At 69.5% G+C, this 22,778-nt stretch carries 19 protein-coding genes and 1 pseudogene; 7 read left to right on the top strand and 13 right to left on the bottom strand.

Translation table 11 applies throughout. The annotated features are described in order from the left end of the window. Positions 1-22 precede the first annotated feature (22 nt). Genes BO221_RS21835 through BO221_RS21825 form a run of 3 tightly spaced genes read left to right on the top strand, consistent with a single transcriptional unit; the run spans position 23 to position 3,647 of the window. Positions 23-664: a class I SAM-dependent methyltransferase gene (locus tag BO221_RS21835; protein WP_073562431.1), complete on the top strand. Its 642-nt coding sequence runs from the start codon at positions 23-25 to the stop codon at positions 662-664. After that, entirely contained in the window at positions 661-1,467 is an 807-nt protein-coding gene (locus BO221_RS21830; RefSeq protein WP_073562430.1) for a bifunctional 2-polyprenyl-6-hydroxyphenol methylase/3-demethylubiquinol 3-O-methyltransferase UbiG, read from the top strand. Before BO221_RS21835 ends, BO221_RS21830 begins: the two co-directional genes overlap by 4 nt. Next, positions 1,464-3,647, top strand: coding sequence for a hypothetical protein (locus BO221_RS21825; protein WP_073562429.1), 2,184 nt, complete (start codon positions 1,464-1,466; stop codon positions 3,645-3,647). Before BO221_RS21830 ends, BO221_RS21825 begins: the two co-directional genes overlap by 4 nt. 14 nt (positions 3,648-3,661) lie before the next feature. Here BO221_RS21825 and BO221_RS21820 read toward each other — a convergent pair whose 3' ends face one another. Next, positions 3,662-3,850, bottom strand: coding sequence for a hypothetical protein (locus BO221_RS21820; RefSeq protein ID WP_073562428.1), 189 nt, complete (start codon positions 3,848-3,850; stop codon positions 3,662-3,664). A gap of 71 nt (positions 3,851-3,921) precedes the next feature. Here BO221_RS21820 and BO221_RS21815 point away from each other — a divergent pair. Next, a pseudogene (locus BO221_RS21815) lies at positions 3,922-4,179 on the top strand (sensor histidine kinase); the annotation flags it as partial. 113 nt (positions 4,180-4,292) lie between these two features. Further along, a complete protein-coding gene (locus BO221_RS21810) occupies positions 4,293-7,007 on the top strand; it encodes a chitobiase/beta-hexosaminidase C-terminal domain-containing protein (RefSeq protein WP_158079893.1) in 2,715 nt (904 codons plus the stop codon). A 208-nt stretch (positions 7,008-7,215) separates the two neighbouring features. Here the strand turns inward: BO221_RS21810 and BO221_RS21805 are convergent, their stop codons facing one another. From BO221_RS21805 to BO221_RS21750, 11 genes are all read right to left on the bottom strand, one after another. After that, complete coding sequence (locus BO221_RS21805) at positions 7,216-7,416, bottom strand: transposase (RefSeq protein WP_158079892.1); 201 nt, start codon at positions 7,414-7,416, stop codon at positions 7,216-7,218. Positions 7,417-7,446: 30 nt separating this feature from the next. Continuing rightward, positions 7,447-7,818 carry a transposase zinc-binding domain-containing protein gene (locus tag BO221_RS21800; protein ID WP_143195607.1) on the bottom strand — a complete coding sequence of 124 codons (372 nt, stop codon included), beginning with the start codon at positions 7,816-7,818 and terminating at the stop codon, positions 7,447-7,449. 101 nt (positions 7,819-7,919) lie between these two features. Then, complete coding sequence (locus BO221_RS21795; protein ID WP_158079891.1) at positions 7,920-9,044, bottom strand: amidohydrolase family protein; 1,125 nt, start codon at positions 9,042-9,044, stop codon at positions 7,920-7,922. Positions 9,045-9,737: 693 nt separating this feature from the next. After that, positions 9,738-10,292 (bottom strand): dihydrofolate reductase family protein, encoded by a 555-nt coding sequence (locus BO221_RS21785; protein ID WP_073562423.1) that lies wholly within the window; start codon positions 10,290-10,292, stop codon positions 9,738-9,740. Between the two features lie 195 nt (positions 10,293-10,487). Further along, the gene (locus BO221_RS21780; RefSeq protein WP_073562422.1) at positions 10,488-11,702 is read right to left on the bottom strand and encodes an RICIN domain-containing protein; all 1,215 of its coding nucleotides are present in this window, start codon (positions 11,700-11,702) and stop codon (positions 10,488-10,490) included. 90 nt (positions 11,703-11,792) lie between these two features. Beyond that, on the bottom strand, positions 11,793-13,565 hold the full coding sequence (locus BO221_RS21775; RefSeq protein WP_073562421.1) for a protein kinase: 1,773 nt from the start codon (positions 13,563-13,565) through the stop codon (positions 11,793-11,795). Further along, positions 13,562-15,484 carry a hypothetical protein gene (locus tag BO221_RS21770; RefSeq protein WP_073562420.1) on the bottom strand — a complete coding sequence of 641 codons (1,923 nt, stop codon included), beginning with the start codon at positions 15,482-15,484 and terminating at the stop codon, positions 13,562-13,564. The genes BO221_RS21775 and BO221_RS21770 overlap by 4 nt, the downstream gene beginning before the upstream one ends. Positions 15,485-15,487: 3 nt before the next feature. Beyond that, the gene (locus tag BO221_RS21765; RefSeq protein WP_073562419.1) at positions 15,488-16,300 is read right to left on the bottom strand and encodes a carboxypeptidase regulatory-like domain-containing protein; all 813 of its coding nucleotides are present in this window, start codon (positions 16,298-16,300) and stop codon (positions 15,488-15,490) included. Between the two features lie 11 nt (positions 16,301-16,311). Beyond that, positions 16,312-17,712: a hypothetical protein gene (locus BO221_RS21760; protein WP_143195606.1), complete on the bottom strand. Its 1,401-nt coding sequence runs from the start codon at positions 17,710-17,712 to the stop codon at positions 16,312-16,314. Between the two features lie 41 nt (positions 17,713-17,753). Then, positions 17,754-19,670: a hypothetical protein gene (locus BO221_RS21755; protein WP_073562417.1), complete on the bottom strand. Its 1,917-nt coding sequence runs from the start codon at positions 19,668-19,670 to the stop codon at positions 17,754-17,756. 96 nt (positions 19,671-19,766) lie between these two features. Then, positions 19,767-20,087 (bottom strand): hypothetical protein, encoded by a 321-nt coding sequence (locus BO221_RS21750; protein ID WP_073562416.1) that lies wholly within the window; start codon positions 20,085-20,087, stop codon positions 19,767-19,769. A gap of 128 nt (positions 20,088-20,215) precedes the next feature. Here BO221_RS21750 and BO221_RS21745 point away from each other — a divergent pair, with 128 nt between their 5' ends. Continuing rightward, positions 20,216-20,644: a hypothetical protein gene (locus BO221_RS21745; RefSeq protein ID WP_073562415.1), complete on the top strand. Its 429-nt coding sequence runs from the start codon at positions 20,216-20,218 to the stop codon at positions 20,642-20,644. 31 nt (positions 20,645-20,675) lie between these two features. Here BO221_RS21745 and BO221_RS21740 read toward each other — a convergent pair whose 3' ends face one another. After that, on the bottom strand, positions 20,676-21,893 hold the full coding sequence (locus BO221_RS21740; RefSeq protein WP_073562414.1) for a hypothetical protein: 1,218 nt from the start codon (positions 21,891-21,893) through the stop codon (positions 20,676-20,678). A gap of 173 nt (positions 21,894-22,066) precedes the next feature. On the opposite strand from BO221_RS21740, the gene BO221_RS21735 reads away from it, so the two are divergent. Next, the gene (locus BO221_RS21735; protein WP_143195605.1) at positions 22,067-22,702 is read left to right on the top strand and encodes a hypothetical protein; all 636 of its coding nucleotides are present in this window, start codon (positions 22,067-22,069) and stop codon (positions 22,700-22,702) included. Positions 22,703-22,778 lie beyond the last annotated feature (76 nt).

The following is a 22,778-nucleotide window of genomic DNA, read 5'->3' as shown; positions in this document are numbered from 1 at the left end:
GCGTTCGGAGTTCCGCCTTCCCATGCCCGAAGCGGTCGACTACTTCTCCAATCACCAGCTCAAGCTCCGGTTCCCGTGGCGCCTGTACCATGGCCCCCTCGTGAGCACGGCGGCGCGGGTGGTGCGTGAGTCCAGCGCGGCCGAGGTGCTGAACGTCGGCTCGGGCCCCTTCTTCGAGTTCTCCTCGCTGCCCCAGGAGGGGCGCCGCTACACCATCTGCGACATCGAGCCGCGTGCCATCTCGCTCGCCCGCTCGCTCCATGGGGAGCGGCTGGCCGGGGCGGATGTGTTGCGGCCCGACGAGCCGCTGCCCTACGCGGATGGCCGCTTCGACCTGGTGCTGTCGATGGACGTCATCGAGCACCTGCCCCGGCCGGAACCCTGGCTCGCCGAGCTGGTGCGCGTGCTGCGCCCCGGGGGAACGCTCTTCCTCACCACGCCCAACTACGGCTCCTTCTCACTCCTGCCGTGGATCGAGAAGAAGGTGCTCGAGGCCATTGCCCGGATGCAGGGCTTCACGCGCCGCGGTATCCATCCCACGCCCTTCGACAAGCCATCCCTGATGTCCACCCTGCGCGAGGCGGGGACCACCGGCATCCAGGTCAACACCATCTCCTTCGGCTGGGTGCTCGCCGCCACGGCGCGCCGGCCACACGACTCATGAGCGACGAGATCACGCTCCGCGACTTCCAGAGCTACTACCCCTACGCCCCCACCGCGCTGGCCATCAAGGAGTGCGTGCGCCTTCACTCGATGCGGGGTCTCACGTGCGAGGGCCCCATCCTGGACGTCGGCTGTGGAGATGGCCTGTTCGCCCGGCTCGCCTTCCAGGACGCCGAGGTGTGGGGCATCGACATCGATGGCAACGAGGGCCGGCGGGCCCAGGCCTCGCGGGCCTACTCCCACGTGATGCTCGCCGACATCACCCGCGCGCGGCTGCCGGAGTCGTTCTTCGGGAGCTGCATCGCCAACTGCTCGCTCGAGCACGTCCCCGATCTGGGCGCGGCGCTGCGCACCATCTACAAGTCCCTCAAGCCGGGCGGGGTCGTCTACGCCTTCCTGCCCAACCGGGACTGGGCCTCGCACATGGCCACGCCGCGGACCCTGGAGCGGCTGGGGCTGGAGTCGCTCTCGCGCACGGTGTGCGAGGCCATCGACCAGCAGTTCCGGCACGAGCACCTCGAGGACGCCGAGGGCTGGGCGCGCTGGTTCCGGGAGGCGGGCTTCGAGGTGCCTCGCGTGGACCCCGTTGGCTCCACCGCCTCCACCGTCACCTTCGAGATGTTCCTCCTGCCGTCGCTGCTCGGGCTGATGACGAAGAAGCTGACCGGGCGCTGGACGCTGCTCCCCCGCCTGCGCAGCCTGGAGGCGGTTCCCGTCTTCGCGCTCGTGCGCACGCTGCTGTCGCTCCAAGGGGACTCTCCGCTGACGGCGGAGTTCCTCGTCGAGGGCCGCAAGCCCCTATGAGCGGGCGCCGGCTGCGGGCGTTCGGGCCGCTGCTCGTGCCGGTGGCCGTCGCGCTCTTCGTCTTCCGAGGGCTCCTCTTCCTGGGCGAGTTGCCCTTCCGGCGCGACATGGGCCGGTTGTTCGTACCCCTCAAGCGCGTGTTGAGCGAGTCGCTGCGCGCGGGCACGTTGCCGGAGTGGTGGCCGTGGGATGGTCTGGGCATGCCGTTCATCGCCGTGCCCGTGATCAGCGCGTTCCACCCGAGCACGGTGTTCTTCACGGTGCTGCCGTTCCACGCCGCCTTCGTGCTCCAGATGCTGGTGCCGGTGCCCGTCGCCCTGCTGGGCACCTGGCGTCTGGGCCGCGCGCTCGGCCTGCGTCCGGTGTTCGCGGCGCTGGCGGCCACCGCCTACACGCTGGGCCCCTATTTCCTCGGCGTCACCGAGTTCACCGCGACGTCCCTGGCGGCCGCGGCACTGCCGTGGTTGTGGTGGGGCGCGCTGCGGTGCCGGACGGGTGGGCGGCTCCGCCCGGTGGTGCTCGCACTGTCGCTCGCGTGGATGTTGCTCGCGGGGGATCCGCACCTGTCCATCATGGGCCTGATGGGCGCCGCCGTGCTGATGGTGCGGCCCACGCGGCCCCGGCGGTGGGTGCGCCCGGCCCTGTCGCTCGCGCTCGGGACGGTGCTCGCGGTGGCGCTGTCCGCGGTGCAGCTCCTGCCCTCGCTCCTGCTCTTCCGCGAGTCCCCGCGCTCGAGCGGGGCGGGAATCGTCAGCCCGGACTATTGGCGGTTCGATCTGCACCAGCTCTCCGGCCTGGTGGACCCCGGGGCGCTCGCGGGCCGCGACGTCATGTTCGAGACGACCTACCTGGGTCTCGGTGTGGTGGCGCTCGTGCTCGGGGGGAGCCTGGCGCGGGGAAGGCTGCGGCCTCAGTTGGTGGGCATCGCCCTGGTCTTGCTGGTGCTCGCCACGGGCTCGGCCACCCCCCTGTGGTCGCTCTTCTCGGCCGTCGTCCCGTTCTGGAAGTCGTTCCAGTTCCCCGTCAAGGCCATTGGCCCCGTCATGCTGGTCCTTCCGTTGCTGGCGGCGCGGGGCGCTCAACAGGTACTGAGGCGGGATCGCTCGCGCTTCCTCCCGGGAGCGTTGTGCGCGCTGGCCGCGGGGGCCGGAGCCTTCATGGGTGTATGGGGGCCCGCCTCGTGGGCCCTGTTGCTCGCCGGGGCCCTGGCGCTGGCGGCATGGCGCCGGGCGCTCGTGCCGGTGCTGTCGTACGTGGCGCTCGCGGGAGTGGCGCTGGACCTGGGACTCGCCAATGGCCGTCTGGTGCTCACCGCCCCGGTGGACTTCTACGCGCCGCCCCCGCTCGCGGAGGTGCTCCAGCGCAACGGCGTATCGGGCGAGGGCTTCAACTACGTCTTCCTGTGGAAGCCGGCGCGGTCCTACGAGCCGGGCCCGGAACTGGACGCGGTGCAGAACGCGGGGCTCATCCCCCTGCGGGGCGCGCTGCACGGGCTGCCCACGGCCAACGTGTACCTGCAGGGCTTTTCCGCCCGGTACAACGAGCTGGTGCTGCGCAACCAGGAGCAGTGGGTGGGGAAGCTCGCGGGCGTGCTCGGCTCGCGGCTCTTCATCGCCTCGCCGTCCGAGTTGAGGCCGGAGCAGCGCGAGCAGGCGTTGGGCCATGACGAGCGCGCCGATGCCATGGCGGTGCCGTTGCGGCGCTTCCTGCCGCGCGCGTATGTCACCGGGGGCGTGACTGTGCTGCCGCGTGCCCAGGTGGTGGACTACCTGGGCTCCTCGCGTTTCCGTCCCGGTGGGGAGGTGGTGTTGGAGGCCGAGGCGGAAGGGGTGGACGCGAGCCTGAAGCACGAGCCCACGGGTCCGGCCCGGCCGGCGGAGCGAATCCGCCGGGAGGGAGATGTGGTCGAGGTCGAGGTCACGCTCTCCTCACCGGGCATGCTGGTGCTCAACGAGTCGTACTTCGCGGGCGTGGAGGCGAGCGAGGAGGGCCGGCGTCTGCCGATGTATCCGGCGAACCACGCAGTGCGCGCGGTGCCCCTGTCCAAGGGGCGGCACGTGGTGCGCTTCGAGTACCGGACGCCGGGGCTCCTGGCGGGCGCCCTCACGAGCGCCGTGGCGGTGGTGATGCTCGCTGCCACGGGGGTGCTCCAGCGCCGGTCCCGGAGGCGGGCGGAGTAGACCACTGGGGCCACTCATGCCCGGGCCTGAGCCTCACCGCGTCCCAACCAGAGCGAGCCCAACCCGAGTGGCACCGCGTCGAAGGGCTCGGCGCGCACGACTTCCCCGTTGCCATGCGTCGCGGTGAGGAGCCAGCCCACGGGCTCGCGCCGGAACACCTCCAGCGTCTGCGTGCGCGGCTCCACCATCCAGGCGTGCGCCACGCCCTCCCGGTGGTAGATGGGGAGTTTGCGCGTCCGGTCGATGCGGGCCGTCGAGGGCGAGCCCGGAAGGGGTGATGCTCTCCGTCTCCGACGAGGGCGTGGGCATCCCCCCCGACGAGTACGAGCGCATCTTCGAGCCCTTCAGACGCAGCAAGGGCTCGAGCGCGGAGATCCCCGGCATCGGACTGGGGCTCTCCGTCTCGCGCCGCATCGTGCGCGCCCACGGCGGAGACATCGAGGTGGAGAGCCAGGTGGGAGCCGGCTCGACCTTCCGGGTCCGGCTGCCGCCTCCCCCCCGTAAGGGGTTACACGGACCCCGCTTCCGGTGACGTCCGAGATTCCCCGGGGCCGGGTCCACGCGTCCATGTCTGTAATTTGCGAGGCGGCGGCGGCCCGTGAAAAAAGGCCGCGCATGCCTTCATCCGCCGCATCCGGAGTCCCGATGTCTTCCTTCACTTCCTGGTCGGGCCGGCTCGTCCTGGCCCTGCTCGCGCTCCAGCTCGCGAGCGCGTGTAACCCTGATTCTCCGCCGCCGCCGCCGTCCCCCTCGGACACGACGCCTCCGTCGACCCGGGTCACTCCGAATGGAGGGGCCTTCAAGGAGAGCGTCTCCGTGTCGCTGCTCTGCGAGGACGGCACGGGCAGCGGCTGCGCGGCCACGCACTACACCACCGACGGCTCCACGCCCTCCGCGAGCTCGCCGAGCTACTCGGCCCCGCTGGTCCTCTCCGCCAGCACCACGCTGAAGTTCTTCTCCGTGGACACGGCGGGTAACGCCGAGGCCGTGCAGACGGCGGCCTACGTCATCAACACGTCGCCACCGGTGGTGTCCGCCTCGCCCGCGGGCGGCACCTACCGCACGCCCCAGAGCGTCACCTTGAGCTGTGTCCCCGGCGCCGCTGACGTCACCTGCGGCTCCATCCACTACACGCTCGATGGCAGCACGCCCACCGCGGACTCGGCCACGTACACCACGCCCCTCTCCGTGACCGCCGACACCACCCTCCAGTTCTTCGCGGTGGACTCGGTGGGCAACGCGAGCGCCGTCCAGAGGGAGGTGTACACCATCGGCGACCCGGACGCGCCCACCACCTCGGTCAACCCCGCTGGCGGCACGTACTACGCCCGTCAGGACATCACCCTGACCTGCGCCGACACCGACGGCAGCGGGTGCGCGGGCACGTACTACACGCTCGATGGCAGCACGCCCACCACGGACTCGACGCGCTACAGCGGCCCCATCTCCCTCTCCTCGGACACCACGCTGACGTTCTTCTCCGTGGACAAGGCCGGCAACGCGGAGGCCGCGCGGATCGAGACGTACGTCATCCATCCCGATGACACGACGGCGCCCACCACCACCGTCGACCCGGCGGGCGGGGTGTACCCCAACGGGGTCCTCGTCACCTTTCACTGCGATGATGTCGGCAGCGGGTGCGCGGGCACGTACTACACGCTCGACGGCAGCACGCCCACCACGGGCTCGACGCGCTTCACCGGCCCCATCTCCCTCTCCTCGGACACCACGCTGAAGTTCTTCTCCGTGGACAAGGCCGGCAACGCGGAGACCCCACACACCGAGACGTACGCCGTCCCCACCCCCGCCAGCACCTCGGCGCAGATCGCCAACATCCGCGCCAAGGCGGACGGGCCCATCAACGAGCGCATCGACTGGGGGCTCGTCACCTACTCGAAGCCGACCACGGGGAGCTCGGATCCGGCGGGCTTCTTCCTCCAGGCGGAGAAGAACGGTCCGGCGATCTTCGTCATGTTCGATAGCGCCACGAGCGGCTTGCGCATCGACGTGGGCAACCGCGTGAACCTGGTCGCTTCCGAGAAGACGACGCTGAACGGAGTGGTGCGGATCTCCAATTACCGCGCCCTCTCCGTGTCCAGGACAGGGGAGTCGGTGGAGCCCTTCCGCACCGACGTGAGCACCGTGGACCTCGTGGCGAAGCTGAACGACTACGACAGCGAGCTCATCTCCATCACCGGCACCGTGGCCAGTCCCTTCGCCTCGGCCGGCTCGGGCCACGCCGCGGCGAGCTTCGTGACGCTCGGCAATCACGACCCCGACCCCAACCTCAAGCTGCGCCTGACCACCGCCGTGGTGGGCATCCTCGACCTGGTGCAGGGCTGCGTCGTCACCGCGGACGCGCCGCTGTGGCGGTTCAACGCCCAGGCCCAGCCCTCCGCCTGGGCGCTCGGCGATCTCGAGGTCCTGTCGTGCCCGGTGCCCCAGGTGGTGGGGGCCTCGGCCTACTACACCGACACGTACGTGACGGTGACCTTCGACCGGGAGATCGACCCGTCCAGCGTGAATTCCGATGGCAGCCAGTTCACCTTCGACAACGGCCTGGTGGTCTCGTCCGCCAAGGTCAGGGGCCCCCAGGAGGCCCTGCTCGTCACCTCCCCGATGGTGTCGGGCCAGACCTACAAGGTGACGGTGGCCTCGAGCGTGAAGGACCTCCGGGGCAGCGGCGTCCCGCCGACGGCCAACACCGCCAGCTTCACGTACACCGCTCCCGCCTGGCTGACGCTCACCGAGGTCGCCCCCGGCCTCAACGGCGGGAAGGACCTGGTGGAGTTGTTCGTGGTGAAGGGAGGCAGCGTGAACAACTTCGTCCTGATGCAGGGCGCGCTCATCCTGGCCACCTTCCCGGATGCCGTGGTGGCCACGGGTGACGTCATCGTCGTCCACCTCCGGCCCACCACGGCGCCCGCCGACGCGCCGGCCTCCGAGACCACCAGCAAGACCGAGTTCCCCGAGAGCACCTACACCGCCAACTACAACAGCGCCTGGGACTTCCTCGGCAACGACAACGAGATTGGCTACTCCCAGCGCGTGCTGCGCGTGCGCGACGCCACGGGGGCCATCCAGGATGGCGCGGCCTTCTACCGCACGAGCCCGATGCCGCCCGCGGACTTCCTCCAGCAGCTGCAATGGCTCCAGGACGGGCGCCAGTGGTTGCCGGCCAACTGCGGCGGAGTGCCCTGTACCGACACCACCGTCCCCACGGCCGCGCAGGTCTCCGCCGACTGGACGGGGTTGCCGGCCGACAAGGGCACCTCGGTCCGCCGCGTGCTCGCGAAGGACCACGACCTGGCCAGTGATTGGGCCGTGGGCCCGTCGTCGTTCGGGTCGCACGCTCCGTAGTCCGGAGGAGTGACGGGCGGCTCCGGGCCCTGAGCTACTTCGGCGCGGAGCCGTCCCGGCGGACCTTCGAGGTGATGTATGGCTTGAACGTGTCGGGCGCGTTCGGTGGGGCGATCTCGAACGACAGGGCCACCTCGGCGGGGGTGGCGCCCGTCCACGAGTAGGTGAGCCGGAAGCAGGTGCGTGGTGCCGTCCGGCAGCGGGCGCTTCAGAAGACGCCGTCCGGCACCAGCGAGTGGAAGTGAGGCGTCACTTGCAACGCCGAGCCGAAGAACTGGATGAACGACACAGCCCCGGCCTGCCCACCCCACAGGCCCTGCCGCCGTGCCCTCCGGCGCTGCAGGGCGAACACCGCGCGCAAGAAGACGGTGAGGACGTCCGAGAGCAGTCCCACGTCATTGAGCAGCACCCACCGCACCCGGTGCGGAAAGGACAGCGTTCACTGCCGGTAGGGCACGTGCGGCAGCACCCGCTCCACCAGGTGCACCGCCGTCACATGCGCGCGCTTCGCATTGCAGGAGGGACAGACCCCTCGCCCCTTGCACGAGAAGGCGACGAGAAGCTCGTCCTTGCAACTCTCGCAGCGCACCCGCGCGAAGCCGTGTGCCAACACTCCACACTCCAGGTACCTGGCGAAGTCCCGCTCCACGTACCGGGGCAGGCCGCGCCCCAGCTCGCTCGCCTCCGCCAGCAGCGTGGTGAGGTTGTCCCTCACCGCCGCATACAACACCGTCCCCTCCGGCCGTCTCCGCCGGTACTCCCACCCGCGCTCCCCCACCTGCCCCTCCCCGGCCACACCTCGCCAGGGCACACGCTACCGCCAGGCTCCCACGAGACTCCTCCAGGCCCGCTCTGGGAGTGGAGGCGGCAGGTTCGATTCCCGCCGCCTCCACTAAAACTGCGCCTGACGCCTCACGGAGGGCCCGGCCTGGCCAGGGAGCTCGGCATCGGAGACAGTGGGTAGACGATCTTCCCCTGCCTCAACACCAGGCGCACGTTGCCGAGCGCCTCGATGTCCCGGGACGGGTCTCCGTCGATGACCACCACATCCGCATCCAGTCCCGGCGCGAGCCGGCCGGTCCGCGCTTCCCGGCCGAACTGGTTCGCGGGGTTCGTCGTCAGGCTCGCCAGGATGTCGCGCAGCTCGAGCCCCGCCCCCCTCAGCAGGACGTACTCTCGCCGTGGCTCGTAGTCGGTCATGTAGCCCACGTCCGTGCCGAAGAGGATGCGGCCTCCGAGCCGGGCGTGGCGGCGGACCTGCTCGGCCCCCACCTGGGTGAAGCGCTCGAGCAGGGCGGGCGCCTCGTTGGCGCGCTTCAGCTCCCACTCGAACAGGGAGAGCGTCGGCACGAGCGCCACCTTCCGGCGCACCATGGCCTCGTGGAGAGCGTCCGGCAGCGGGCCGGCCATCGGCGCCGTGTGCACCACCACGTCCACGCCTCCCTCCACGGCCGCGCTCAGTCCCGCCGCGTTCGTCGGGTGCGCGAAGACGGGCTTGCCGTGCGCATGCGCTTCCTCGGTCACCGCCTGGACGATGGCGAGCGGCATCACCGGAAAGGGTTTGCGTTCCGTGAGGGAGCAGGTGAAGAGCTTGATGGCATCCGTGCCTCCCGCGAGCTGCTCCCTCACGAGCACCCTGGCCTGCTCCGGCGTCCGGAGCTCCGGCAGCTTCACCGGAACGTACCAAGGCGTGCCCTCCACCGTGACCAGTGGGGCTCCCGCGGTGATGATGCTGGGGCCGGCCAGCTCGCCGGCCTCGATGCGCCGCCTCAGGGCCAGCGTGGCCTCCGGGAACGAGCCGGTATCGACGACATGGACGAAGCCGTGGCGCAGCAGCATGTCCCGCAGGTGCTGCTCGAGCTCGGACGTGGGGAGAGCCGCCGCGTCCTGCCCCCACGGCTCGGTGAAGTGAACATGGCTGTTCCAGAATCCGGCCAACAGTGTCTGGCCCGAGGTGTCGAGGACGGTCGCCCCCGCTGGAATCTCCACCTCCGACCGGGGCCCCACCGCGGAGATCCGCCCCGAGGAGATCAGCACGACTCCTTCTGGGATGGGAGTTGCGTCCGGGGACGGGTAGACCGTGCCCCCAACGAGTGCCAGGGTGGGTAGTCCCGGGTCCGTGACCCTCCCAGAGCTGGCTGGCGTCCTGCACCCCATGAGGCCCAACACTCCGGCGACGAACAACACCTTCCAATCCATGCGCTCTTTCCTTCCGAGATCGATGCTTCCTCCTCCCTACGTCCACGGGAGCGGGTCATTTCCTGTCTGGATGCGCTGTGAGGCCCTGAGGAGCGGACGCCTGTTCTGCCGCGCTGGGAACTGAATCCGGCCCGCGTTGTCTCACCCGCCGTTCTGAACGGGAGCACACACATGTCGTCACGAGGGTGGAGCACGGGGCTCGTTCTGGGTGCCTTGCTGCTGGCGGGGAGGGCGGGGGCGGACAGTCCTCCGAGCCCGGACCTGCAGGAGGTCCTCTGCACGAGCGTTTCGCGCTCGGACGACTTGCGGTGTGTCGAGCACCCGGCGACCCTTCCGGGCGCGCGCCCTCCGAGTCGCCAGGGACCCGACCTGTACTGTGAAACCCCGATGGAGGGCAGTCCCTTGCTGTGCCACGCTTTGGACTGACGCTTCACCTCGGAGACTGGTCGTCCTTACAACTCTCACAGTACCGGGGCAGGCCGCGCCCCAGCTCGCTCGCCTCCGCACCACGTGCTCAAGCTTGTGCTGGGGTCAGCCGCGCCGGTAGTGCATGGCGACCGCGCCGCAGCGGAGCGGCTTCGCCGAGACCAGCTCGAGCCGTCGTGTGCTGGGCAGCCCGCTCTGGTACAGGGTCGGGCCGTGGCCGGCGATCCTGGGGTGGACGAGGAACTTGTACTCGTCGATCAGATCCAGCCGGTCCAGCTCGGTCGCGAGCTTGCCGCTACCGAGGAGCACGCCGGACGGGGTTGCATCCTTGAGCTTCTGCACAGCCGTGCGTAAGTCGCCGGCGATGTGGTGGCTATTGGTCCACGGGAAGTCCTTTCGCGTCGACGACACCACGTACTTTGGCTTGTCCTCCAGCTTGATCGCCCACTCGCGCAGCGCTGGCGGCGCCGGCTCATCGCCCCGGGCGACCGCCGGCCAATAGCTCTCCATCATCTCGTAGGTGACGCGGCCCCACAGCATCGCCCCGCTCTCGTCCATGAGGCGGGTGAAGAGGGCGTGTGTCTCGTCGTCGGCGATTCCCTCCTGGTGGTCGACGCAGCCGTCCAGGGTGACGTTGATGCTGAAGGTCAAGAGTCCCATGCGGCCAGTCTAAGCACACAGCGGGCTGAATCACGGCTCGAACCACGTCCGCCATGTTGCACGTATGTCGCAGGAGACTGCGGAATAGCCTGGAATGGGGCGGGACAGGACGGGACGCGGCGGGATACCGACTCTCAAGCATTCCGGGCGGTTACGAACCTCCTGCCGCTCCTGGCTCACGGCGAATCCTCCACTCTAGGGCTCATGGAGCGTGGGGACGGGGGTCACCTTCCACAGCTGCCCCGAGTCATTGCAGCCTGTCTTGGAGAGGATGGGGATGTTGTTGGCCCTGCTGTCATTGACGATGTCCAGTGACAGTGCGTCGCCCTGCGCCTGGGTCGTCAGCCGGTAGATGCCGTTGGGCTCCGGAATCAGCTTCCATCGCTGCTCCGGAACAGCCGCCGATTTGACGAGGAGGGGGCGATTGCCGGCGCCGTTGGCCAGGGACAGGCTGGTCCCACGCCACTTGGTCGTCAGCCGGTAGAAGCCGTTGGCCTCCGGAGTCAGCTTCCACATCTGCCCCGCGGGGTTGTCCGTCCTGGCGAGGATGGGCACGTTGTTGTCCTTGCCGTCATTGAGAATGTCCAGCGACATGCCATCGCCCTGCCACAGGGTCGTCAACCGGTAGTAGCAGCGGGCATCGAAGGCTGCGGGCACCGGCGGGGTGGGTGTCGTGGGCGGGGTGGGTGTCGTGGTCGTGGGCAGCTGCCACAGCTGCTGGAGCAGCGCGAGCATGCCCGGGTCGTGCTTGCCCAGCTCTTCACGTGTGAAGGGATAGAAGTCGTTGCGGCCGAAGAGCGCCTCCGAGTTCTCCGCGAAGTACTCCCCCACGTCGAGCATGGCATAGGCACGCTCGAACGTTTTGGGCACCTCGGGCCCACGCCAGCGCTCCACGCAGTCGTAGCTCTTGCTTGCCATTGCGCGCGCATAGACAGCCGCGAGGCCGGCGTGCTCCCAGCCGAGCACCTGGTCGTGATAGGCGTGGCTGAGCTCGTGGAGCACGAACACGGGCATCCGCCTGGTTTCCTTCTCGAAGATGAAGACGTTCGAGAACTCGATGCTCTTCACCATCGCCGGGTGGCGACCATTCTGGAGCATCCAGGTCTCGCCAGCATGGTACCGAGCCGCCTCCGGCTCGTTGGGATAGGGCGGCGACAGCCACAGCGTCACCTTGCGGAGCTGAGCCACAGGGCCCGCGGGGACGATCCGGACGACCTCCTTGAGCTGCGCCGCCAGGAGCACCAGAGCCTTGTCCGTCGCGGGCTTGTTCGCCGCTGCCAGCAGACGGTCATCGATGCGAACCGTCCAGCCCTCGATGGTTTGGGTCTGGTAGGTGGGCACGGGGCTGGCCGCGGAGGCGACGCAAGCGAATGCCAGGGCGGCCAGGAGGAGCCATTTTGGAGAGTGCATGCCTCATCCTACTCCCCGCGTGGCAGGCAGCGCCCCCCGCCATGTTGCGCGTAGGTCGCATGAGCCTGCGGAATGGGTTGGAACGCGCAGCTACTGCTCGTTGAAGCGCAACGGGAGCTGGATCGTGAGCTCGGGTTGGTTGGTATTGCGCGGGAAGGCAACGCGCTTCATCTGGCCCTCCAGGCATTTCGCCAGGCCCGGCGATACGGTGGCGGGCTCGGTCACCTTGGCGGCGCTCACGTCGCCCGAGCGAGCAATCGTGATCAGGAGCATGACCCGGCGGTCCGCGGGAAGCTCGGCGCGGAACTGCTCTCCGCACTCGAGGATCTTCCGCGAGTTCTTCTTCATGACGCGGCTCACGTCCCCGGCGGTGAGCGGAGAGGGCAGGGGGGCCGGCTTTGGCGTCACCGGTGGAGGCTCGGTCTTCTGCTCCACGGGGGGAGTGGGCGTGGGGAACGTTGGCGTGGGAGCGGGCTCCACCTTGGGTGCCGGGCTCGGGACCGGCGCGGCCACCACGGTGACGGGAGTGGGAGGCGCCGCTCGAGGCACCAGGTACCAGACCGCGCCTCCACCCAACGCCAACAGGGCCACGGCCCCGATGGCGCCCATCGCCACGGACAGCCCCGTGCTCCGCGCGGGAGGAGGACTGACGGGGACGGTGACGGCGGCGAGCGCGGGAGGCGGACTGGCGGGGACGGGGACGTTGACGGCGGGGAGCGTGGGAGCTGTGGGGCGCCGTGGGGGTTCTTGGGCGGGAGGCTCCTGGGCCTCGACGGCGGTAAGCCGAGCCGACGGACGGACCAGGGTCCTCGCGGTGCCGAGCGGCTCATCATGCTGCTGGACCAGTGTGTGCGCACCCAGCTCGGAGAGCGGGGGAATCTTCGTCTTTCGCTCGACGCCGGCCGCGCCGAACATGCCCTGCATGTATTGGGCGAGCTGCGACACGCCCGGGATCGACGCCGTCCCGCGCAGGAACTCCTCCAGGTCCACGCGCATCTCGGCCGCGCTCGCGTAGCGATCCTCCCGGCGGCGCTCCAGCGCCTTCATCACGATGCGATCCAGGGCGGGAGGAACGTCGGGCCGGTGGGTGCTCGGCGGGGGGATGGGTTGATCCATCAGCGCCAGCAGCACGCCGAGCTCCGTGTCCCGCTCGAAGACGCGGCGCGTGGTGAGCAGCTCATGGAAGGTGACGCCCAGCGAGAACAGATCGCTGCGTCCATCGAGCTGCTGATCGCCCCGCGCCTGCTCGGGGGACATGTAGCCCCACTTGCCCTTCAGGAACCCGGGCTGCGTCTGCGTCATCCGCGAGGAGGCCTTGGCGATCCCGAAGTCGAGCACCTTCACCGTGCCCTGGTACGTGACGAAGATGTTCGAGGGCGAGATGTCCCGGTGGACGAGCTCCAGGGGCCGCCCCTGCTCCTGATAGCCGTGGGCGAACTCCAGGCCCTCGAGCGCGGAGAGGATGATGCGGGCGGCGATCGGGATCGGCACGCCCTGGCCCTGGTATTGGGTGGCGCCGAACACCGCCTCCAGGTCCTCGCCCGCCAGGTACTCCATGCAGATGAAGTACCGGTTGTCCGCCATGCCCAGATCGGTGATCTGGACGATGTTCGGATGGTGCAGCCGCGCCGCCAGCCGCGCCTCGTCCAGGAACATCGAGACGAACTCCCGATGCTGGGTGAGGTGCTCGTGCATGCACTTGATCACCACGTCCCGCTCGAAGCCCTCGGCGCCGAGATGCTTGGCGAGAAAGATCTCCGCCATGCCGCCCTCGGCGAGCTTGCGGACGAGCACGTACTGGCCGAAGCGGCGCGGTGACATGGCCGGCCAGGACAGGGGAATCACGGGTTGGGGAGCTGTCATGGCCGGGCTTTCCGAAGAGTTCGGATCCAGTATGCCTCGTCTTGACCCGAGACGAGGCGGAACACCAGAGCCTCCGTGGGAGGCAGGCGCTGGGAGAAGCGGCCCTTGGCGTCGAGCTTCATCGCCTGCCCGTTGAGGAAGAGCCGGGAGCCGCGGGGGACCACGCCCTCCACCGGAACCCCCTCGCGTCCGACGCGTTCACCCGGGCGGGGACGGCTGAGCGCCAGCCCCTTGCGCTCGTTGTCATACACCAGCTCCAGCTTGTTCATCCGGCCGCCCGCCAGCTCGTCTCCCCCAGGGCCGAGCGCCGCCACGTACCAGAGGTAGCGCCCCTCGCCGAGCGCGCCGGGCTCCAGGCTGTACTGGTTCTGGTTCGTCACCCGCTGCAGGAGCGGCTTCTGGACGTCGGCGGCGCGGTAGATGCGCAGCTGATACGAGCGCGCCCCCGGCCGGGGCTCGAAGCTGAAGTGCAGCGAGGGCACCGCGCTCTGGAAGTAGATCGTGGCCTTGAGCCCGGTCTCGAGTACCTCGGCCTTCGGGTTCGAGTCCGCCAGCGCGGAGCGGCCGCGATCCGGCTGGAACCGGGCCGAGCCTTGTACGAGCACGTTTCCGTCCTCACCGAGGAAGCGCCAGTGCAGCTCGCCTCGGGCCGGCGATTCGAATCGCACCGGGTCCGCGCCCGCGCGCCCCGCGAGCAGCGGCTCCCGGAAGGAGGACTCCTCCGCCACCTCCACCCGGAGGGGCGCTCCGGACGCGGAGGGAACCTGGATCCCCGCCTCGCCGGGCCCGTCGGTGAACACGCGTGCGCCCTTCGCATCCGGGGGCAGCACGAGCAGGGGCGCCGAGGCCTGCTCGGCCCGTGGAGACTCCGAGGCGCGGCGTACTCCTTCGCCCGCCTTGAGGAGGGTGGTCTTTCCATCGGCCACCAGCTCGGCCTGCCCGGCGAGGACGGTGACGGTGGCGCCTGCCTCGGGATTGCTGATGGAGAGCGTGCTCTGCTCGGAGACCTTGAGCTCGATCTCACCGCGAGCGTCCGTCAGCTTCAGCGACTGCTTGCCCGTGCCGAACAGGAGCCGCGCCTTTCCGCGGCTGAGCTGCAGCGTGTAGGAGCTCTGGTCTCCCCGCTGGGAGGCCTCCTGGAGCGTCCCGGCGGTGTCCCCGGCGAGGCTCACCTGCAGCGACCTGGAGGACAGGCGGGCGCTGGAGTTCGCGGGGATCTCGAACGCCGCGCCGCGACCGAGCTCCCGGTTCTGATCAGGGGTCACGTCGGCGAAGGCGCTGTCCTGGGCACCACGCACGCGGGCCTTGCCGCCCTGGGGCTTGAGGGTGAAGACGATCTCCTCCGCGACCACGGCCTGCGGGGCTTGCCTGGGCTTGCTGAGCGAGAGCGCGAGCTCCTCGCCCGCCACGACCTGTATGGGCTGGCCCTGCGGATCGAGCACGCGGATGTCGCCGTACTGGAGCGTCAGCTTGGGATCCTCCTCGCGCAGGTCGAACACCATCTCCGACGCGGTGACCAGCTCCGCCCGGCCGAAGCGGCCCGTGACGGTGAGCCCGTTGCCGCCGGCCTTCGGCGAGGTCGAGACGATCCTTCCTTCCTCCAGCTCCAGGGTGAGCGCTCCCGGCGCGCCGTTCACCCGGAAGCGGCTGTTCTCGGCCACCTCCACCTCGACGCCGTTGATGTAGCGCACGCGCGCGGTGCTCCCGGGACCGGTCACCACGGTCTCGCCCGGGTAGATCGGCTCGTCCACGCGGCCGGGGCGGGAGGCCGCATCCTGCTGCACCATGACCTGGCCCTGGAGCTGGATGAGCTTCGCCAGTTCCGGCGCGCCGGTTCCCGCGGGGGACTTCTTGTCACACCCCCCGCATCCCCCCAGGAGGAGCAGGAGCAGCGGGAGCATGAGGGAGAGGACGCGCACGGCTCAATTCTCCAGGGGTGACAGATCCACGTAGAACAGCGCCTGGTCTCCAGCGCCCACGTCCACCACCTTCGTCTGCGGCACATAGCCGCGTGCCTCGAAGGTGACGTGATAGCGGCCCGCGGGCAGGCGGAACTCGAAGTCTCCCGTCGCGCGGGTGCGAGTGCGGAGACCGGCCTCCTCGACACGCAGGGTGGCCAGGACGGGGCGCCCCTGGGTGGAGCGCACACGCCCGCGCATCCAGGCCCGTACCTCCGAGCCCTTCTGCAGGATGACCTCCACCGAGGCCTCGCCATGGGAGGGCACGACCACCACCTCCTCCTGCGGCCGGACTCCGGTGCCAGCGAGCTTCAAGGTGACGGGGCCCGGGCCCGCCTCGGACACCACGAAGTAGCCGTCCGCATCGCTCCGGGCGACCACCTGACCGCCGAGCTGCACCTCGATATTGGCCACGGGCACCTTCGTGCCCTCATTGCCCTGTTCCCACAGGAGCCGGCCCTTCACGGTGCCGGGACCCGGGATGCGCTCGAGCGGCAGGAACACACTGGCCTGGCCTCCCGGGGGCACGAGCACCTTGCGCTCCACGGGTTGATAGCCCTCGGCCGAGGCGGTGATGGCCACCTGGCCCGAGGCGAGCCCCTCCACGCGGAAGGCCTCCCCCGCGGCGATGGCTTCCTTGCCACCGGCCTGGATGCGCGGGCTCTTCAGCGGCAGGGAAGGGTGGGGCCGCAGGGTGATCCACACCGTCCCGGACGTCTCCGGCGAGGGCGCGGCGGCCAGGGCGCCGGTGCTCAGCAGCGCGAGTACGAGTGTCATCACGCACGGTCTCATGGGCGCGGCCCCCCTCCGAGCGTGAGCTGGTAGCCCACTCCGAGAGACAACCCACCCAGGTTGCCGCTCACCTGCTGGCTTCCCGGCGCGTAGCCCCACTGCACCTGTCCGGCCACGCGGCCCGGGCCCAGCCTCCAGGCGAACCCGGCTCCCACCGTCACGTCGAGGCCCGTCGAGCGGAGCTCCTGGGTGACGGTGTCTTCGTGGCTCTTCAGCTCCAGGCCGCCCCGCATGTGCAGGACGCCCGCGCTCGCGTCCGCGAAGAGCAGGCCCCGTGACAGGACCGGGTGGCTCCAGCGGGCCCCGAGCCGGAGGGCTCCACCGCCGAGGGTGAACGTCTTGGTGACCGGGTTCGGTCCGTCCGCCGCGAGGGCCGTGCTCACCGTGTTGTTGCCGCGCAATTCGACCTGCACCAGCGCCTCCACGGGCAGCGTGGCGAGCCGGAGCGCGCCCTCGAGCTGGAGTCCCGGGCCATTGGACTGAGCGGCGTTGCTGTGCACGAACAGGAAGGCGCCCAGCGTGGGCTGCCAGGACGGCCACGGGGAATGCGGGGACTGCCCGGTGGATGCAACCAGCGCGGGGGAATCCGGCCGCGCCGGCCCGCCGGGTGGCGCCGGACGAGGCTCGACCTGGAGCGTGAACGAGCGCTCGGTCTCGTCGAGCGGTGAAGCGGAGATGTTCACCGGAGCCGTGCTCGTGGTGGAGGCGGTGAAGGGGAGCTCGAAGACGCCGCCCTCCTTCGCTTCGATGGGGCCGAGCGTGCCCTGCTCGGCGCTCACGGCGAGGGGCGGGAGCGCGACGGCGGGGTTGCCGCTGTCATCCACGACGAATCCCTGCAGCCGGACGGGCTGCCCCTGGATCGGAGCCTCCATCGCCACGAGTTGGACGCGGGGGAACCTGGGCTCGGGGAGCGGCACGGTCTGCGTGCGGCTCTTGCGCGAGCGCTCGATGATGGTCACCTGAGCGCTCGTGACTCCGGGCGGAAGCAGGACCGGCACCACGGCCTCTCCGCTGGCGGCCGCGGCCACGGGCCCGTAGGAGGCGGCCCCGATCGAGACCTGCACCCGCGACCGGGGCGGCGCCTTGACCCGGAGCGAGTAGGGACCGTGGACGGGCAGGGCGAGCCACGCCCTGGAACTACGGGTTCCCCGCTTCACCGTCGCATGGAACAGGGCCACCAGGGGGCCTTGCCGCGAGGGCGGCCGGTAGGTGGCGTGGAAGGTGCCGTCCCGCGCGGGAGTGGGCTCGGTGACGGAGCCGGTGTTGACGCTCAGTGAGACCTGCGCGTCACTCAGCGGCTGGCCCGCCTCATCGAGCACGCTGAGCTCGAGCCGCGCGGTGTCCTCGGAGGTGACGAAAGGCTTGTCGGAACGCAGCGCGACAGCCTGACCCGTCATGGTCAGAACCAGAAGAGTGAGAGTCGCTGCCGCCATGACGCCTAGGGGTCGTTCCTTTCGCCTCGGCGCAGTCTACGCAATCCACCCCGGGGGCGCGATGCCACCGCGAGCAGGGCCAGCCAGGTGACGAGCTGACCCGGGATGCCGCCGGTCTGGCAACCGCACCCGACGTCTACACCCAGGTCCTTTTGTTTGAAGTCCACGCGCTCCTTCCGGGTGAGCAGGGTTCCCTCCGGACCCACGACCCAGACCTCCGTCTTCACCGTCTGGTCGAGCTGGGTCGTCGTCTGGGCGGTGACCTTGACCGTCAGCGGCGAGCCCTTGCGCAACTCCGGGAGCTCGAATCCGCCTCCCTTGGCCGGTAGGGCCTGGCCGCTGGTGCTCGCCCCCATCACTGTCAGTCCCTGCGGTTCCTGCATCAGCACACTGCCCGTCACGGTCAGGTCACCCTCGGTCGACACCTGCACCTCGAACTCGACCACCTCGCCGGGCTCGGCCACCAGGCTGTCCGCCGGGGTCAGCACCGAGAGCGTCGCGAGGGTCGGGCACTGAGGCAGGACGTGCCGCTTGACCTGCACGCCGTCCGGCTTCTTCAGCACCTCATCGTTGATGAGCGGCCAGACTGCCAGGGTCTTCGTTGCATCGGCGGGGCACTCGGGCAGGCTGACGGAGGTCTTCCACTTGCCCGGAGCGTCCTCGACGGGCGAGGTGACGGTCAGGGGCGGAGTGGCCGCGAAGGAGAGGACCTTGTCCGTGGGCAGCGTCGCCGGGTCTCCACACTGGTCACGCAGGGTGAGCTGGGCGGTGAGCTGTCCACTGCGGACGAGCAGCGGAGCGGGCTCCTCGCTGCTCTCGCTGAACGAGAAATTCGAAGTCAGGGGGCTGGGAATCCCCGCCTTGAAGTGGAGGGTGAGCGGTGACCTGGCGGCGACGCCGGAGAGGGTGAATTCCACGTCCTCTTGCTTCGTGTTCTTCCAGACCACCTCCGCGGTGCCCGCAAGGGTGCCCCTGACACATGGGGCGGCGTATGCCGGCCGCTCGAGGGTGCTGCTGACGAAGGTGGCCGAGCTGCCCGGTGCCGTGCAGAGCGTCACCGGGGTGGCGGGTATTTCCGTCACGGGATTGTCCCAGGCGTCCTCGGCCGTGAGCACGAGCGTCGTCTTGGCGCAGGTCGGCGCCGGGTCCGGGGCGGTGGTGGACAGCTTCACACGAGCGAACGGGCCGGCGCTGACCACGGTGGAGGCGCTCCCCGTGAGGTTCTGGCCCGTCACATCCGTGACGGTGAGGGTCTTGGGGTCCGGAGCGGCGCTCGAGAAGGTGACGGAGAACTCCGGAAGCGGTGTCTCTCCGGGACTGAAGTAGAAGTCCGTGTCAGGTGGGAGCAGCGCCCGGAGAACGGTCGTCTCGAAGTGCACCCGGCCGGTGTAGCTGGTGCGGTTGCCGGACTCGTCCACCGGGATCACCTGGAGGGAGTAGGGGGTTCCGGCGACCGTCGCCGGGTCGAGCTCGACGATGAAGCGCACGGGCGGACCGGGCATCACGGTGATGCTCGGGACGTGGGATTTGATGTTGGCGATGTGGATGTCCTGGACCAGCAACTCCCACAGGCCGAACGACTGGAACGTGACGACGAACTCCTTCGTGCCGCGGTCCACGGAGGGGTTGAAGGTGTAATTGCCGGGCAGCAGCGCGCGAGGGGCCGTGGAGGAGAACCGGATGGTGCCGGCGTAGCCCGGATCGACGGCACCCGAGGCGGTCATCGCTGTCACCGTCACCCTGAGTGCCACACCCGCCGACACGGAGGAGCCTGTGGTCAGACCCTCGATCGCGAAGGAGGCCGTGGCGGTGGAGGGGAGGCTGGCCGCCGCCACGGAGAGCAGGGGCGTGCCGGCCACCAGCAATGGAAGCAGCAGCAGCAGACAGTTCGTGCGGAGACGACGGCTCTGTGCCTGGTTCATCGTTCGGTCCGGGGAGCGCCAGGCAGCACGAGTCTGCTCAGCGGGGGGCTGCCATCGTAGAGACGGGTGCATGGATGTTGCAACCAATGGCTCGCATCAGCCGGAGCTGACACCCGCGGGCAGGAGCCCACGCTGGCGCAGCCGCATCAATGCGCCCGATACCGAGGACTCCGTGCCCCGCAGTTGCTGGGCCAGCGAGGCTCGCAACAGCGGATTCGCGCGCTCCTCCAGGCTCCGGGCCTGGAGCGCGGCGAACACCTGACGATCGAACGCGAGCTCGACGGAGGTGCGCTTGACCAACGCCTCCACCACGGACATGGCGGCATGCGCGCCGCGCGCTTGCTGGTAGGTGCCACCGGTGGAGATGGACAGGCGGCGGAAGGCGCGCTCCAGCACGGCGTCATGGTGCGGGTGCACCGAGTCCTTCGGAGCCTGCGTGCGCTTCCCAGAGCCACAGCGGGTTACGCCCTTCCCTACGAGGGCTCGCTCGACCGACGGCCTCCTCCCGAGCAGGTTCGCAAGCGCCAGCTGCTTAGATTCTAGCCATGGAGATACCCGACCGCGCGGTACTGGGGCAGTTCGCACGAGAGCGTCACGTGCACTACGACGTCGAGCGCGAGGTGGTCGAAGGCGAGCATCCCGAGGTCGTCGGATTCCGGGTCCGGCTCTTCGCCGCGCACGGTAAGCCGGGGCCGGGGACGCCGATGTGCCCGAAGTGCATCGAGCTGCTCCGCGAGCTGCAGTCGTTCGTGGAACGGCTTGTCCGCACGAGCGAGGTGGCGAGCCGCACGGAGATAGTTCCCGCGACGCCGACGCTGTACGAGTCCGCGGAAGACCGGAACGAGGACGAGGTAGCGCTCACGGTGCACGTCCGCTGCCAGTCACCCGAACACCGGCGGCCGGGGGCGGGCGAGGACCTCTGCCTGCGCGACGTCCGGGAGCGCCTGGACGCAGTCGGCGTTCCCCGGCGCTGAGCAACGGACGGGGAGAGGGCACGGTCGGGAGTCAGTAGAGCTTGTTCAAGCGCACCCGGTACTCGAACTCGGCTTCCTCTTTCGGGGATTCGGTGAGCAACTCCACGGGGAGGAGCATGAGCTGGCCCGAAACGAGGGAAGACGCCAGTGAGCGAGACAACCCCTTGGGCGGGTGATGCCAGCCCTCGACCAGCCACCGGGTCTTGAGCTCCTCCTTGTTCCGCATCACCTCGGGCGGGGGCGGTTCCAGCGCTCCCAGGGAGGCGGGCACCACCTTGAGCACGAAGGCATCGAAGAGGCGGTTGCCGGAGCTCTCCGCGAGCCGCGACCCGAGAAGGGCGCCCGTGCGGGAGTGGCGCAGCTCCAGTTGGACCGTGAGGAGCGCGCCGCGTTTCTCCAGCGCATCGAGTGTCTCGAGCGCCTGTGCGGAGGCGATCATCCCCTTGGCGTCGGCCTCGTCCCGGAAGCGCGCCGCGAGTTGCTCGCTGTGCAGCGGCGTCGTGGATGGGGGCGTGATGCCCGGGCCGCCGGTCTTGCCGTACTGCTCGGCGGCCTCCGTGTAGTTCTTCAGCAGGCCCGCGATGGGATTGTTGACGCCGAGATCCTTGGGCTTGCCACCGGGAGTGTGCCCGAGGGCCTCCGCGAGCGAGTCCCGCATTCCGCCCAGATAGGGATGGCCTCCGGAGCCCTGGGCGCGCACCCCGGCCGTGTCGTCATCGGCCCAGTCCTGCAACCGGGCGGTGAGCCGTTCAGAGGCCTCCTCGTTGGACTCCGGCCGCAGCTCGGGATCGCCCGGGCGCAACGTCCGCCCGCGGGACTCCGGCGTCACGGCCAGGGAGCCCGTCGAGGCAGGCGCTTGCATCCATGAGGGCAAGAGGCTGGGTGCACGGCGTACCTCCGCCACATCCACCGGGTTCTCTGTTCCCGCGGCGGGAGGCTCCGGCGGCTTCGTCATGGGCTCTGGAGGGGGAGGTGGGCTCTTGGCGACGGAGGGGCCCGCCTTCTTCTGCTGGCGCTTGGTGCGAGGGATGGGCGGGGGCCTGCTTCCGGGAGTCGTCGGCGGAGTCGTGGGCACGGAGGACGGTGCCTCGCGGAACTCCACTTCCACGGCGTGTGACGTCGTCGACATGGGCCGCACCGGCGTCGAGGACGGTTCTGTCGACCACAGCCAGACTCCGATCAGCAGGTGCAGGAGCACCGACAGGAGGAGGGGAGGGAGGAACCTGTTGCGGGAAGCCGGCGAGCTCATGACGGAGAGCCATCCTCTCTCCCCCGGAAGTGAGCCGGCAAGGGTGAATCATTCGCGCTTTTCAGTAATAAGCGGGGTGCCATCAGTCCCTGCCCGTCAAGCTGGCGTGACGGCCTGGCGTCACAAATCCAGCCTGGAGCCACTCCCTCTATCAGCAGAGAAGGGGGAGACAGATGAATTCGCTACTCGGGGTCCTCGGAACGTTGTTCTTCATGTTCCTCATCCTGGCCGCAGCGGTGGAGGTCATCCTGGATCTGTTCCGGGGGACCCTGGAACGGTTCGGGATTACCTGGGCCAAGGGGAAGGTGTCGCTCGACGACTCGCTCAAGCTCGCCTCCGAGTTCGCCCCGAACAACACCGAGCTCAACACCCGGCTCCAGGCCGTCCGCTCCGCCGCCGAGCAGATCAAGGACAAGGTCCCGGCCGAGATGACCCGGCTGGCCACGCTCGAGCAGAAGCTCACCGCGGTCGACGCGGCGGGGGTGAACGCCATCGCGGGCGAGCTCAATGGGGTGGCGGCCTCCATCAAGCTCCAGTTGGAGCAGAGCGAGCGCCAGCGCATCTTCATCCTGCGCGCGCTCGCGGCCGTCGTGGGATGTCTGCTCGCCTGGAGGGTCAACTTCTACGTCTTCCAGATTCTCGCCTCGTCTCCCGAGGCGAAGGACTGGCTGAGCACCTTGAATGGCTTGCAGTCGGATTGGCTCAACGTGCTCGTGGGTGGCATGGCAGCCGCGGCGGGTAGCTCCTACTGGCACGACCAGCTCGACAAGATTCGCAACATCAAGTCCGCCGTGGCGGGGCTCAAGTAGTCTGGGCCGCTCCCGGCGGAGGCTTGAAGGGAAGGGAGAAGGGCAAGATTCCGGCGGGTAGCGCGTTGAGCCGATT

Source organism: Archangium sp. Cb G35, assembly GCF_001896145.1.
Lineage (GTDB): Bacteria > Myxococcota > Myxococcia > Myxococcales > Myxococcaceae > Archangium > Archangium violaceum.
The sequence above is the reverse complement of the archived record's forward strand: the minus strand, read 5'-3'. Positions and strand labels throughout refer to the sequence as shown.